Genomic DNA, 13,745 nt, shown 5'->3' with positions numbered 1-13,745 from the left:
CCAAAATTTATTTATGCTCTGAGCGGCTGAATATTCTGGAAGTTTTGGCAAGTTTATTTTGTATGCTATATTTAACATAAGATAAAATTTAACATGCATTAGTGGGAGGAGAGCAATTGCATATTTCCAAAATTATTGGTAACAACCTTGCCGGTATAGGGAGAGGAATTGTACATTGCTTCTGCCTCAACAACTTCCTTGAATTGTAAGAGAGGGTGCAGCGAAAAAGTTCGCTGCACCCTCTCCTTGTTTTTTACAGCCTTTAGGCAGGTAGATAATTATAAAGAGCATATTGGCTTTTAGTTAAGCAATGAAAAAATATGTGTAAACCTCTATTTGTAATAGATTCCCTTGAAAAGCTGTAGTTTTGAGGTGGATGTAAATAAGACCAATATTTTATATGATTAAATTTTATACAAATCTGGTCAAACACATAAGAACTTAAATAAGCATCTACCACATAGGGCTGATATCAGCTCCATGTGGTGGATTCATCTAGTTTTAAACCAATCGCCTTCCGAAACTGTGTCAGGTCTTGTCGAGTGCAAAATTTTTTAGGTATATCTAAGTAAAAATAACCCAAAAGTAGACAGATATCAAAACGGTAGGGTTTACTGCAATATAAAATTTACGACAAAGTACATTGACACACATAGTAATTTGGCATAAAGTATATATTGCGAGGTGAATAACTGTGAATGCCACAATTTCAACAGACCTTATCCGTGGTCATACCAACACTATAATTTTAAACATACTTCGCCAAGGTGATAGCTACGGATATGAGATCTACAAAAAAATTATCCAGCTGAGCGGCAACCAGTATGAATTAAAGGAAGCAACCTTATATACCGCTTTTCGCCGGTTGGAACAAGACGGTTACATCCTCTCCTATTGGGGGGATGAAACCCAGGGCGGTAGACGCAAGTATTATCGCATTACCGATAAAGGCAAAGAACTCTACGAACAAAGCAAAAAAGACTGGAGCTTTGCCAAAGGTGTTTTAGAAAAATTGATTACAGGAGGTCTTGACGATGGCCAAGATTGAAAATCGCCTGGATAAAAAAGTAACAGCATATATCGACAATCTGTTTTCCGGGGTTGGACCAAGTCAACAGCTGTTTGATCTAGAGGAAGAGCTGGCCATAAACATTAAAGAAAAAACCGCGGATTTTAAAGCCCGGGGCATGGACGACGAGCAAGCTTTTAAAGAGGCAGTGATTTCCATGGGTGATTTGAGCGGGCTGGTGGATGATATGCGTAAGCTCGGGCAGGATACGGCGAAGCAATCGGTTTATTCTACTATGACAGCACGTATTTCAACGGCTGGAATAGTCGCCGGAGTGCTGCTTGGCTTATTTGGGATATTCACGGTTGCAATGTTGTACTTTATGGACTTGGATGCGATAAGTGTTACAGGTTCCGGAATATTCATCGTTGCAGGCGGAACATTATTAACTCAACTTTCGCACCTTAAAAATAAGCTCAAGCTCTTAATATGCAAGCGTTTTGGAATTATTAATATCAAGCAACTGCTCTTTTCTGAAGCGAACTTTTCAGAAAGGCAGGTAATTGCTCGAAAAACGTATCCAAAAAATGTTGAATTTGTTCTTCAGAAAGAAGAAATTCCTTGCTAAATGATGAGGCGAAAAGATCTATGATTAAAAGAACAGCTTCGGTAAAGCGAATATCCTCAATTTCATCGCAACACAGATAAAAGAGCTCGCCAAGGGTCTTGGGGTCTTTCTCCTCTCTGGCACTTAAAGCCAGCATGATATATCGCACAAAGACAATGGTGGTATGAGCAGTAAGCGCATCATAACTACGGCACTGGAATTCCTTTGCCAAATGCAAATGGGACTTTGTGACTTTGAAGAAACACTCGATTTCCCAGCGTTTGCCATAAATACGGATAACTTCTTCATCAGATAGCTCAAGGTTTGTTGTTAAGATTGCCAACCATTTTTTTGAGCGGTTACGGTCTCGAACGAAGATGATTTTTACCAGAACGTCATTTCCGTTTTGGGCCTTACCAAGCCCGACAACGACGGATGATAGAATCTTGGCCCGCCCGCGTTTTTTGCGAAGAACTTTGTAAAGTTGACCCAATGTATATTCGCTTCCATTATAGGTGTAATAAACGCGGTGCATATTCTTGAGCATACAAACAACATGCAAATGGTATTCTGTCAGCACCCGCTTGATTACGACTGGAAAGGCAAACCAGCTATCAAAAAGCAGGGTACTCGCACAAAGTTGAAAAGGGTTCACTTGGTCGAGAAGCGAGAACATAGTTTCTGTGGATTTTTGAATAGCTTCTTTGCGACGGCGGTATCCAACTGTCCGTTTGTCAATCCTTTGATTTAGCCCCTGGTAACGATTTTTCTCTTTATCAGAGCTAAGCAGAGAGAACGCAAGGGGCAGAAAGGTTCCACCATCAGACCAACCCAAGGTCAGCATCCGAAACCCTTTCAGATACCGATTTGTTGAATGATCGTGAACCCGGGACAATAATTCAACCGATTTACTACGGTTTCTGGAATAAGTAGAGTCGTCTAAAATCAATACACGAGCCCGGCCCTCTGATGTCAGGGGTAAAAGTCTTGTTTTGATGAGAAATGAGCTGATTGTAACAAGAAATTTCCGCCAATTGAATGTAGGCCTGTTTAGAAAACGATATATCGCATCTTTGGAAGGAGCGTTATCTATACGACCTGACTCCAATGTTCGATAAAGATTTTTCCCTTGAAATACAAGGGAAAAGATAAATTGGAAAAGGAACAATGGCGATAGACCGGATTCTTTTCGGATATTCGCCTGGTGCAAAAAGGTTCCTATTTTTGCCTGCTTTATAAACCGATCAGAATAAGATTTAGCCTGTTCATTGTTATCATTTTTTGGTAAAATTATAGCCACAGAAAACATCCTTTCTTGGTGTGTTGTTGTGGTGACTACATTTTACCAAAAAAGGCGTGTTTTCTGTTTGTTTTTGCTTAAAAAAGTTGGCCTAAATTCTTATTTTGTAAGGGGTTAGACTGATTTTTGAACTGCGAAAGTTGAGTTATTAACTTACAGCATACTGACAAGAGAAACCCGTAAAAAATATGCAATGAACAAGATACGCGCCGTGCTCTATGCTTTGTCAATAGGACTAATGCTTTTTAGTATTTTTACAGCGATAATCACCCGTTTTTCTACCGGTGAAATATATATCGCCATCGGTTCATTAATGGTTTTCTCTTTAGCAGGTATTGGATTGTTTTTACTACTTATTCTTACGGAAACTGACCGCCGTAAAATGAAAACATAAATAATCGATAGACGTAGGGATCAGGCGTATCACAAACTTACGGAGGAAGCAATCTTTTGTACAGCAGGAGATTGCCGGGGATTTGTCCGATCTCCGCGTTCACATAGCTTCCATGGATAAAATGCTTCGCGAGGTTGATTGAGAATCTCGGAAGTGTCATTAAGAAAGGAGAAATAATGCAGAATCTAATTATTCTGCTTAGTACATTGGCCGTAATTCTTGTATTGATTGCCCTGCTAGCAATAATTGGTAAATACCTACCTAAAAGATTAAGTCTTATACAGAAAAATTGTTGGCTCATCGCACATATCATGTTTGTCATTGTTTATTTCAGCGGCTTGTTCGGCACACTCCTGCTTGCCAACATTGCCACAACAACCATCACCGATAGAGAGCTAATCTATGCAGCTCATATATTTAGCAAGTATTGTGATTGGTTTTTGATTATTCCTGGTGCGTTCGGTAGTCTAATTACAGGGACTTGGCTTTCCATACGGACTCAATGGGGACTAACTAAATACTATTGGACCATCGTTAAAGTGCTTGGAAATATTGGGGCAATCCTTTTTGGTAGTACATTGATGCGTATCTGGTTTGACCAAACAGTTGCCTTTAGTTCAATTGGTCAAATGAATCCTCTGCAAAATCCAGCTTACCTCCATAACCGCCAGATGTTAATTATTGGTACCATGATTTCACTCAGTATTTTATTCTTTTTAGTAGTTGTCTCTTGTTTTAAGCCATGGGGGAAAAGGCTTCGTTCATAAAAAGGGGTGATGGGATCCGGGACGTAGCCTATTTCATCCAGAGTGGTAATTGCAGCATCGACTATTTACGCACGTCTTGCCTCAGATATGAACGATTGTTTTTCGTCTGCCTTTTTATCGCTCATCACCTATCTCCTTGGGTGACGCTCAATCAGTTCCCATAGCGCGCGCTTTTCAGTACTTTATTCCTTAACCCTTGCAAAAGCGGAAAGGGGACACACCTTTTGAAGGCATATCCCCATGGTCATTTTGTTATTGATTTCTTTTTTTCACCTTTAGCCATTCGTCCCTGGCCAGGAAGCTTTCTTCCACGTTGCTCTCCATTTCTAGAAACATCTTATAAGGAACGCTAAAGGAGAGAAGATCCTTATCCACCTGTTTGCGGGCGGATATGTCTATCAGGCCGATGACCCCCCGCGGGTTATCCGACTTCCCTTCATTAAGAGGGATGATACCAATGCTATGACAACCGGCACACCGGGGGACGATAACGTTGTCGTCACCGTGCCTGGCATAGTTGGCCAGCACCGCCAGGGCTGAAATCTGATCCGCAGTGGCAAGAAAAACCACCACTTCCGGTGACTCACCGGGCAAAAGTTCTTCCAGCAGCTTAAATACCACGTACTCAGTGGAGACATTATAATAAGGAAGCCCGTCGGCAAAGGACTTGGCAAATTCCGGGGTCTTTTTGTACGCTTCGCCATGGCTCAAAGCAGGCATATTTTTTACAATGTTTTTACCCATTTCGCTTGCGCAGAATTCTTTGTTGCCATGAGACAGGAAATATTCGAGGCCCCCTGGAAAATTGACGTAGGTATTGCCGAAGCCGAGGCCGGCGCCGCCACCGATGCAGCCGTAGGTCTTGCGGTCAAATACCGCTGTCCGCCCCTTTGCCGCCGCATTGAGCATCGACACGACACAGCCCCAGCGACCTTCCTTGAACTGGAGCGCCCCTGCGGGTTTTTCATCGGTAAACATAATGGCCACGGGAGAATACCTCAGACCAACAGCCTCCGCTATCTTACTCTTCATATTTATCACCCCTTAATTTTTTCAGTAAAGCCAACAAAGTTTCTTTCTCTTTTGCGGATAAATTTGCAGCCACTTCGGCATTGGCCTCATGTGATAAGCGGGAAACGGTGTGCTCCATTTCCCTGCCGGCTTCAGTCAGGTATATCATAAAAACCCGCCTGTCTTCCGGGTTGGGCCTGCGAATGACCAAGCCCTGGTTTTCCATGCGGTCAATGATACCGCTGGTAGTAGTACGGTCCATCTCCAAAGCAGTTCCCAACTGGATTTGAGACTGCCCGTCATTTTTCCATAGAAAAGCCAACACCGAAAACTGAGGTGGAGTAAGGTTGTATGGTAATAATTTTTCTCGAAAAATATGGAAAGCTTTCTGATGGCATTTGGCAATAAAAAACCCAAGACTATCTTTAATATCAAAGCCACCGCTTTTTTTATTGCTCAAAGAACTTAAAACGCCCCCTCTTTTGTTTTTGTAATTATATCATCATTATGACTGTTTGCATACTGATTATTAATGTTATTTTTTACTTATATAATGGCCGCAAATTAACAACAAAGTCCTTGCAACTACTCCCGTTTCCCGTCAACAAATCTATTGGAGCTTGATATAACTCCTTGGCTTTTTAAGCCTGTTACAGCTTCCCCGCCGGGAAGATCCGGATAATCACCAATAAGGAGGACGCCCGGCGCCGGGAATCGCTTCCCGTGCCGGGCGTCCTGTACTGATAACAGTCTTATTCAGGCATTCTGTTTAGTGGGTAAAGATCGTACTGAAGCTATACCTCCGGCTTGATCTCGTTAACCGCCGCTAGGACTCCCGCCTCGCATAAGGAAAGGGGACACACCTGTTGAAGCTTGGGTATTTCTCTGGGGACAGGAATGTCCCCAACTAATGCAGGCGGGAGTTAAGCGGCGATAAACTCGAAATAAGTGCGACTAAGGTTTAGCGGTCAGGGGACACACCTCTGCTTATGGGTCAAACTTTTGGGTCGAGGAATGTCCCCAACGTATGGGTCAAAACCCCACCTGAACCAAGTCTTCTTTATTAGCCGGATATAATCAATTATTTCCGGTCATAAGATGGGAAATTTATGTTAAAAGTCGTTCCCTTCCCCAATTGACTCGCAAACCAGAACAGCCAGAACATGCCAGAACAGGGGACGGTTCTTTGTTTGACGACACCCAGGCACAAAGATAACATACTTGTGGGGTGTTTTTTTATGCCAAGAACGGCAAGAAAGAAAAGTGAAATTTTTGCCCAAAATTTTGTCCGATTACAATTTGAAAACACATGTCTATATTACACAGTATGAGGTAATTTTGAGACTGGGCAATTTTGAGAGAATGTCGGTTTTTTAGCTGGCGTTCTCTTTTTATATATAGAGTTTAGTATTCAGGAAGGCATGGAAATCTTTACCTGAAAAACTGGACATATTGCTGGAAATTAAGGAAAAAAATCGGGTCAAAAAATAAAGGAACACCGCGCACCGGATACAAAAGCATCGCGTTCAGACACACCTAACGGAGAACTATTGACCAATATAAATCATGATTCATATAATATGAATGTGAATTAAGATTCATATTTGTGAACGGTTATTCATTGCTAAGAAAGGGAAGTGAACTATGCCAAAGGAAACATTTTTACGACTTAGGGATGAAAAACAGGAGCGCATTTTGCGCGCGGCTATCCATGAGTTCGTGGAGAACGGCTTTGACCGTGCGAAAATCGGAGACATCACCCAAAACGCGAAAGTGGCGACGGGCAGCATATACCAGTATTTTGAGGACAAGAAAGAGCTGTTTGTCTATTGCGCCCAGTGGGGCCTCGAGGTACTCATAAAAAAGCTCAATGAGTGCTCGATACGAGTTTTAGCCCGTATAATCGCTTAGCAGGCGACCGCCTTCGACCTACTCGGCCATCTCTCCGCGTTACTGATTTTGTTATGGAGCTTACAGGCTGTGCGAAGATAAAATTTACGGCTTTAGGTATTCGACAAACCACCGGGTAATGGCCTCCAACCGGTGAACGCGGTGCAGGGCTGGCCCTCACGGCTCAGGTCGTGGTCCTCGTCCGGGTAGCGCAGCACCACAACCTTTTGCCCAAGGATTTTGAGAGCCGTGTAGAATTGTTCCGCCTCGGAAATAGGCGTACGCAAGTCGTTTTCGGCGTGGAGCATGAGCAGCGGGGTCTTGACCCGATCCACGAAACTGATGGGTGACTGTGCCAGGTACTCGCCGGGAATGCGCCAGGGCGGCCCGCCGAAGTCTGTAAGCTTAGTGAACCCGAAGTCACTGGTGCCAAACTGGCTGTACATGTTGCTGATGCTGCGCATGGCGATGGCGGCTTTAAAGCGGTTGGTGCGCCCCACGGTCCAGTTTATCATGAACCCGCCGTAACTTCCGCCTGCTACCCCCAACCTGGCCGGATCGATTCCCCCTTGCGCCACGGCTGCTTCAGTGGCATTCATAATGTCCTGAAAATCCTTATTGCCCCAGTCGCCCCGGATGGCGGCAGTGAAGGCCTGGCCATAACCCATGCTCCCACGGGGGTTCGAGTACACCACTGTAATCCCGTGAGCGGCAAGTAAACTGAAACTCAAAAAAGAAACGGTATCTGTACATCACCATCGGCCCGCCGTGAACCTCCAGCACCGCAGGCGTCTTGCCAGGCGGATTGGTCCCCGGAGGGCGCAGGATCCATCCCTCTACGGTGACCTCTCCGGACCGGGCGGTGTAGCTTTCGGGTGCGGAGAGTTTGACCGCCGCCAGGAACTCTCGGTTTACTTCTGTTAATCGGCTTTCGCGGGCTTTTGTGCCCCCCAAATTTAGAAGAAAAACGTCGTTGGGGATAACCGGATCGGAGTGGCAGAGCGCGGCGCGACGGGTGTCCCGGCTGATACTGAAGTTGTAAATGACCCGCTGACCCGCGGTTACGGGCAGCACCTTCCCGGTCCTCATTTCTACGCGTACCAGATGGCTCATGCCGCTGTCGCTGGCTAAATAGTATACGGCACTTCCGTCGGGTGTCCAGATCGGAGGCGATGGTTCCGGGTTTTTGATCAGATCGGTGATGGACTGGTCCTCAAATGGGCGGTCAAACCCGGCTGTCACATTGCGGGGATCGCCTCCAAGGGTGCTGACGGCCCAAACCAAAGGTTGAGTATAACCACCGTATTTCGAGTCATGCCCAATGTAAGCGATGGTCTTACCGTCCGGAGAAAAAGCGGGCCTGTAAGCGGGACCGAGGCTTTTAGTCAGCTTGCGAACCGGGCCGCCCCCGGCAGGAACCAACCCGATATCGCCTACAAACATGCGATTGGGATCAGGTGCTCCGACCGCCCGCCATTCACTCATCGAGAAGGCGAGGTGCCGCCCGTCCGGTGACCAGGTGGGGTCCGAATGGTTCAACCTGCCGTTGGTCAAAACACGCAGCCCCGTTTTTGTTTGGAGATCAATCACGGCAACCTGTTCGAACTTTTCGCCGATAAACCCTACGCCGTTTTCTTTAAAAGGAAGCGTGGTAATCCGCCGTATGTCGGCGGTAAACCGCTCCCTGGGCGACAATGTTTGGGGTTTTTCTTCCTCGGGCTCGATACCTTTTTCATTCAGCAGGATGGTGAAGGCAATCCACCGCCTGTCGGGCGCCCACACCGGCCGGCCGGAAATCCCTTTGAAGGACGTAACTTTCAGGGCTTCCCCGCCGTCCGTGGTGATGATCCAAATCTGAACTGACCCGCTGCTGCGCGTGGATAAAAAGGCAATCCACCTGCCGTCCGGCGACCAGTCGGGAGCATAATCCAGCTGATCCCCCGTGGTGAAAGGCTCAGCATTACCCCCCATGGCCGGCACTATCCAGAGGTGGGAACGGTACTTGTTTTCTTCCGGGACGAACACCTTTTGCACGAAACAAACGCGGGTTCCATCCGGAGAAATCTGCGCCTCAGTGATAAGACGCAGCTGAAAAAGGTCTTCGGATTGCAAACGGCGCCAAAGCGGTTGGACCGGTCGATGATCCTGCATTGACTTTCCTCCTCCTTCCTGTTAGCGTTGACCGTCAAGCCATAGTCCCCACTGATTATATTCCCATATTATGTATATGATGGTAAGCTTCAAAAACATATACCTATAGTCTTCGAAATTAACAAACAGGGTTGAACTGGCGGCAGAAACGCCCTTAATATTTTTGTCGTGCACTACCTGGTTTTTATTTCCGGAACATTTTCAGATTTTTACCATCTTTGTTAATAGAAGAGTTGAATATGGAGGTGGAATTGGTTATGGGAAAACTAGGGTTTCGGGTTTTATTGCCGGTATTATCCAACAGTAGAGTAGCACCGGAGTCAATCTTCGGTGCTATCTTTTTTTATGTCAAACAGATCATAACAACTTTTTTCGGGTACAATCAATTTACCTAATCATTTGTCATTAAGTCAATTTTTTTTCTGCAACTATACGCTTATTTTATATAATTTTATATAATCACTATTGCATTATATAAAATTATATAATATTATATTCATAGAAGGAGGGCGGTACTCCATGAAACCAAAAGAGCTTATGAAGATTCTGGCACAAGACGGTTGGGTGGTAGTTAGAATGCAAGGATCACACCACATACATAAGCACTCAACTAAACCCGGAACCATACCTGTAGCCCTCCACAACAAAGACATGGCACCGGGAACGCTAAACAAAATCCTTAAGGCCGCAAGACTGAAATAATTCCCGTCATTAAGGTATACAATTCAAAAATAAAGGAGTGATTAATGTGGTTTACATTTATCCGGCTATTTTTACTCCTGCCGCAGTCGATGGTCGCGGTATCGTATACACTGTTGAAATACCGGATGTCCTTGGCTGCATCACTGAAGGGGAATCTATATCGGAAGCAATGTCTGCGGCCAGAGAAGCTTTAGCTGGGTGTATTTTAGCCATGAAGCAAGCCAAGGAAGATATCCCCACACCATCAAATTACCGCGACATTATAACATCTTCTGATGATGATATTGTTACTTTAATTGATGTTGACCTTAACGACTATTTAAGGAAAAAGGAGACAAAATCTATTATTAAAACGGTTAGTCTTCCCCAATGGCTGGCAATTATGGCTGAAGATGCAGGGATTAGTTATTCACAAGCCTTACAGAACGCCTTAAAGCGTGAACTTGGTATAGAAGGGTAACCGTAACGGGTTGCTTTAGTGAACATGTTTCCGGTGGTTCGCCGGTTCAAGCCCGTTTGCTCCCACCAAAACCCAAGGTGGTGCCTCAAACAGGCGCTACCATTATTATTGGGACCGTAGCTCAGCTGGGAGAGTGCCTGCCTTACAAGCAGGATGTCACAGGTTCAAGTCCTTATTGCCGCCCAAGACCCCACCAGCTTTAAGCGACATCTTTTTTGTACCCTCAAGGCATGTCGAGTGCGTGGTAAGGATAGAAAAAAGGCAGGTTCAAGAATCCTAAGTTTCTAAAATGAGAAAACATGTTTCCCAAGACATTGAAAATAGCAAATGGTTGTAAAGGGAAACATGGAATGCTGCCAAGGAAATGATTTTGGTGTGCCGATTAACTATAAGCAGGTGAAATGGAATGATATATGTTAAAAACACCCCCAATAATACGGGTGTAGCCATATACGGTGATTTCATGTTCGGTTATTTCAGGCAGCTATCGCAAAATGCCTAAAGGAAACTGTTTACCCATACTGCCGGTATACCTTTGGGAGATATTTTTGAACGCTACCCTCCAAAAGAAGAAATACCTTCTTTAGAAGAAAGCTTATCAAAAAAAGCTATTCTTATACAAGAACCCGGTTTATCATTTTCATATTCAAATACAGGATACAACTTGCTTGATTTGTTGATAGAAGAGGTTACAGGTCGTGATTTTGCAGAATACATGAAGGAAGAGGTTTTAATTCCGCTTGGAATGCACAATTCCAGTTTTACTTGGAGTGAAGAGTTCGATCCAGCTGTACCTGTTGGTTATGATCTAAAAGGTAATCCCGTACCGGTATATATTTATCCCGAGAAAGCTTCTGACGGCCTTTTTGCAAACGTAGAGGATATAGCTGCCTTTGCTGCTGCCGGAATGACAAACTTTTCCCATACGGATCATCAAGTGCTTAACGACCAAAGTATTAATAAACTCTATACGCCAATGGTTGAAAAAATTGGCATCTATGGCGTTGTTTTAAAGAGGTATCGGTTTTCTGTTCTTCCTTTCTGGCTTATTTGTTTCAATCCTTGCTCTCATTATCGGAAGGGTAAAACAAATAAAAGCATTGGAACCAAAAACAATCTAGTAATCAATCCTTATCGCGTGGACCTTCCTTTAGCCCTTTTCTCACTCCAGAATATACTGCCCAATAAATAATTAGGCCAAAAATACCGAGAGAAACTATCATCATTCCAAGACCCCATAAGCTACCATAACCATACATCATAGGCATTAAAAATATCACCTCTATTAAATCAATGACAAAGGTATTATGTCACGGTAGCTTTAATGTATACATGTAAATAGTTAAAATTGCTGAGAGTTATGAATGGACAGGCACGACACTATTATTAATCCATAGTTTATTCAATCTTATAACCGGTTGGAGTGTTATCACTTTGACCGGTTTTTTTATATTATCTATTGGATCGTTTTTTTGTTTTCCTCAAATGGTGTCAAAATAAATTAAAAAAGAATAACATATACAAAAATAATCTACTAGGATTTGCCATGATGTTCAGGCTAAAGTGATTAAATTAGCAGTGGACGATGGTTTTTGCCCCCTACAGGGGTAGATAAAGAAAGAAGGTGAGAAAAATGAGCTTTTGGAAATATAAGAACGTATTCATAACCGGATGCACAGGTCTACTGGGTAGTCACTTAAGTAAACTTTTAATCAAAGGTGGTGCAAATGTTGTCGGCCTGGTACGTGATTATGTGCCACAGTCCAGGGTTTTTAAGGAAAGATTAATTTCTGACATGGTCATTGTACGTGGAGATATACAAAATTATGATCTATTGGAAAGAGCTATTAATGAATATGAGATTGATACAGTATTTCACCTGGCGGCGCAAACCATTGTCAGCATTGCCAATAATAACCCGTTGTCCACCTTTGAATCAAATGTAAGGGGAACCTGGAATATACTGGAGGCCTGCCGAAGAAATAACGGGGTGAAACGAATAGTTGTGGCTTCCAGTGATAAAGCCTATGGAGATCAGGAAGTTCTGCCTTATAGTGAAGAAACGCCCTTGCAGGGGAAACATCCCTATGATGTATCAAAAAGCTGTTCTGATCTAGTTGCCCATACCTTCTACCACACCTACGGTTTACCGGTTTGCATTACCAGGTGTGGCAATTTTTACGGCCCCGGGGATTTGAATTATAACCGGTTGGTACCGGGTACCATTCGTTCAGCTCTACATGGGGAACCGCCTATAATTCGAAGCGACGGCACTTTCATCAGGGACTATTTTTATGTCAAAGACGGCGCTAGAGCATATATGTTTCTAGCGCAAAAAATGGACGAACTGCCTGTACATGGCGAGGCGTTTAATTTTAGTAATGAACTGCAAATAACCGTCATTGAGTTAGTTAGAAAGATTTTATCGTTAATGGATTGCTCGCACCTGGAGCCCATTATTAAAAATGAAGCTAATAAAGAAATTAAACATCAGTATCTCAGCACTAAGAAAGCCAAGCATGTTCTTGACTGGGCACCTAAATATTCTCTGGATCAGGCTTTAATGGAAACTATTGAATGGTATACCAAGCAGCTTACCTGAGGGTAGATGACGAATTAATATAATTTTAAGTAATGGAAATTATTGAAAGGGGTAGCACTGGGTGAAACCTAAAGTAGTCATTTTATGTGGCGGCAAAGGTACGCGCCTGCGGGAAGAGACGGAATATAAACCCAAACCGCTGGTTACTGTAGGCAGGATGCCGATCCTGTGGCATATTATGAAACATTATGCTCATTATGGCTTTAACGATTTTGTGCTTTGCCTGGGTTATAAAGGAGATCATATTAAAGAGTTTTTTTTAAATTATAAATTACGCCGCTGGGATCTGCAGTTAAATCTGAAACACGGGACCAAATTCTTTACGCAAGATGAAGAAGAAGAAGTTGAAGATTGGAATATAATATTTGCTGAAACTGGCCTGGAAACCAACACCGGAGGTCGTATTAAAAAAATTGAAAAATATATTGATGGGGACTATTTCTTTTTAACTTATGGTGATGGGCTTTCTGACGTAAACATAAAAGAGCTTGAACAGTTTTTCCTGCAGCAAAGCAAGATCGGGGTCATGACGGGAGTAAAACCGCAGTCCAAGTACGGGGAGATTGCAGTTGACACCAACGGGACTATTATTGAGTTTAAGGAAAAACCTTTATTAAACAATTATATAAACGGGGGTTTTTGTGTTTTTGATCGAAAAATTTTTAACTACATGGATGAAAATTGCATTCTTGAAGAGGAAGTTCTTAAACAATTAGTTAATGAGCAGCAGCTAGTATTATATAAATACAATGGTTTTTGGAAGTGCATGGACACATATAAGGACTATAAAGAGCTGAACCAGATGTGGCAGAATGGTAATTCCCCGTGGAAGGTGTATTAATGGGAGGAACG

At 43.5% G+C, this 13,745-nt stretch carries 14 protein-coding genes; 9 read left to right on the top strand and 5 right to left on the bottom strand.

Features of this window, described 5'->3' with window-relative positions:
* The first annotated feature begins 694 nt into the window (after positions 1–694).
* Together DESGI_RS16390 and DESGI_RS16385 are read left to right on the top strand one after the other, a co-directional pair.
* The gene (locus tag DESGI_RS16390; protein ID WP_006524603.1) at positions 695–1,048 is read left to right on the top strand and encodes a PadR family transcriptional regulator; all 354 of its coding nucleotides are present in this window, start codon (positions 695–697) and stop codon (positions 1,046–1,048) included.
* Positions 1,035–1,637, top strand: coding sequence for a permease prefix domain 1-containing protein (locus DESGI_RS16385; RefSeq protein WP_006524602.1), 603 nt, complete (start codon positions 1,035–1,037; stop codon positions 1,635–1,637). The genes DESGI_RS16390 and DESGI_RS16385 overlap by 14 nt, the downstream gene beginning before the upstream one ends.
* Here the strand turns inward: DESGI_RS16385 and DESGI_RS16380 are convergent.
* A complete protein-coding gene (locus tag DESGI_RS16380; protein WP_006520890.1) occupies positions 1,525–2,916 on the bottom strand; it encodes an IS4 family transposase in 1,392 nt (463 codons plus the stop codon). The two genes, DESGI_RS16385 and DESGI_RS16380, sit on opposite strands and share 113 nt — an antisense overlap.
* Before the next feature lie 570 nt (positions 2,917–3,486).
* Between DESGI_RS16380 and DESGI_RS16375 the strand changes: the two genes are divergently transcribed.
* Positions 3,487–4,077, top strand: coding sequence for a hypothetical protein (locus tag DESGI_RS16375; RefSeq protein WP_006524601.1), 591 nt, complete (start codon positions 3,487–3,489; stop codon positions 4,075–4,077).
* A 252-nt stretch (positions 4,078–4,329) separates the two neighbouring features.
* Here the strand turns inward: DESGI_RS16375 and DESGI_RS16370 are convergent, their stop codons facing one another.
* Both DESGI_RS16370 and DESGI_RS16365 read right to left on the bottom strand, forming a co-directional pair.
* On the bottom strand, positions 4,330–5,109 hold the full coding sequence (locus tag DESGI_RS16370) for a DUF169 domain-containing protein (protein ID WP_006524600.1): 780 nt from the start codon (positions 5,107–5,109) through the stop codon (positions 4,330–4,332).
* The gene (locus tag DESGI_RS16365) at positions 5,099–5,548 is read right to left on the bottom strand and encodes a MarR family winged helix-turn-helix transcriptional regulator (protein ID WP_006524599.1); all 450 of its coding nucleotides are present in this window, start codon (positions 5,546–5,548) and stop codon (positions 5,099–5,101) included. Before DESGI_RS16365 ends, DESGI_RS16370 begins: the two co-directional genes overlap by 11 nt.
* A gap of 1,184 nt (positions 5,549–6,732) precedes the next feature.
* On the opposite strand from DESGI_RS16365, the gene DESGI_RS16360 reads away from it, so the two are divergent.
* The gene (locus DESGI_RS16360) at positions 6,733–6,999 is read left to right on the top strand and encodes a TetR/AcrR family transcriptional regulator (protein WP_006524598.1); all 267 of its coding nucleotides are present in this window, start codon (positions 6,733–6,735) and stop codon (positions 6,997–6,999) included.
* Positions 7,000–7,091: 92 nt separating this feature from the next.
* Here the strand turns inward: DESGI_RS16360 and DESGI_RS23980 are convergent, their stop codons facing one another.
* A complete protein-coding gene (locus DESGI_RS23980) occupies positions 7,092–7,670 on the bottom strand; it encodes a S9 family peptidase (protein ID WP_157872801.1) in 579 nt (192 codons plus the stop codon).
* Entirely contained in the window at positions 7,594–9,129 is a 1,536-nt protein-coding gene (locus tag DESGI_RS16355) for a TolB family protein (RefSeq protein WP_006524596.1), read from the bottom strand. The genes DESGI_RS23980 and DESGI_RS16355 overlap by 77 nt, the downstream gene beginning before the upstream one ends.
* A gap of 519 nt (positions 9,130–9,648) precedes the next feature.
* On the opposite strand from DESGI_RS16355, the gene DESGI_RS16350 reads away from it, so the two are divergent.
* From DESGI_RS16350 to DESGI_RS16330, 5 genes are all read left to right on the top strand, one after another.
* Positions 9,649–9,831, top strand: coding sequence for a type II toxin-antitoxin system HicA family toxin (locus DESGI_RS16350; RefSeq protein ID WP_006524595.1), 183 nt, complete (start codon positions 9,649–9,651; stop codon positions 9,829–9,831).
* Positions 9,832–9,877: 46 nt separating this feature from the next.
* Complete coding sequence (locus DESGI_RS16345) at positions 9,878–10,291, top strand: type II toxin-antitoxin system HicB family antitoxin (RefSeq protein WP_006524594.1); 414 nt, start codon at positions 9,878–9,880, stop codon at positions 10,289–10,291.
* A 508-nt stretch (positions 10,292–10,799) separates the two neighbouring features.
* On the top strand, positions 10,800–11,483 hold the full coding sequence (locus DESGI_RS16340) for a serine hydrolase domain-containing protein (RefSeq protein ID WP_083939915.1): 684 nt from the start codon (positions 10,800–10,802) through the stop codon (positions 11,481–11,483).
* Positions 11,484–11,924: 441 nt separating this feature from the next.
* The gene (locus tag DESGI_RS16335; RefSeq protein WP_006524590.1) at positions 11,925–12,893 is read left to right on the top strand and encodes a GDP-mannose 4,6-dehydratase; all 969 of its coding nucleotides are present in this window, start codon (positions 11,925–11,927) and stop codon (positions 12,891–12,893) included.
* Positions 12,894–12,954: 61 nt separating this feature from the next.
* A complete protein-coding gene (locus DESGI_RS16330) occupies positions 12,955–13,734 on the top strand; it encodes a glucose-1-phosphate cytidylyltransferase (protein ID WP_006524589.1) in 780 nt (259 codons plus the stop codon).
* Positions 13,735–13,745: the final 11 nt, after the last annotated feature.

This window comes from Desulfoscipio gibsoniae DSM 7213, assembly GCF_000233715.2.
GTDB classification, from domain to species: Bacteria; Bacillota; Desulfotomaculia; order Desulfotomaculales; family Desulfallaceae; genus Sporotomaculum; species Sporotomaculum gibsoniae.
Note: the sequence above shows the minus strand (reverse complement) of the source record. Positions and strands in the feature narration are given on the sequence as shown.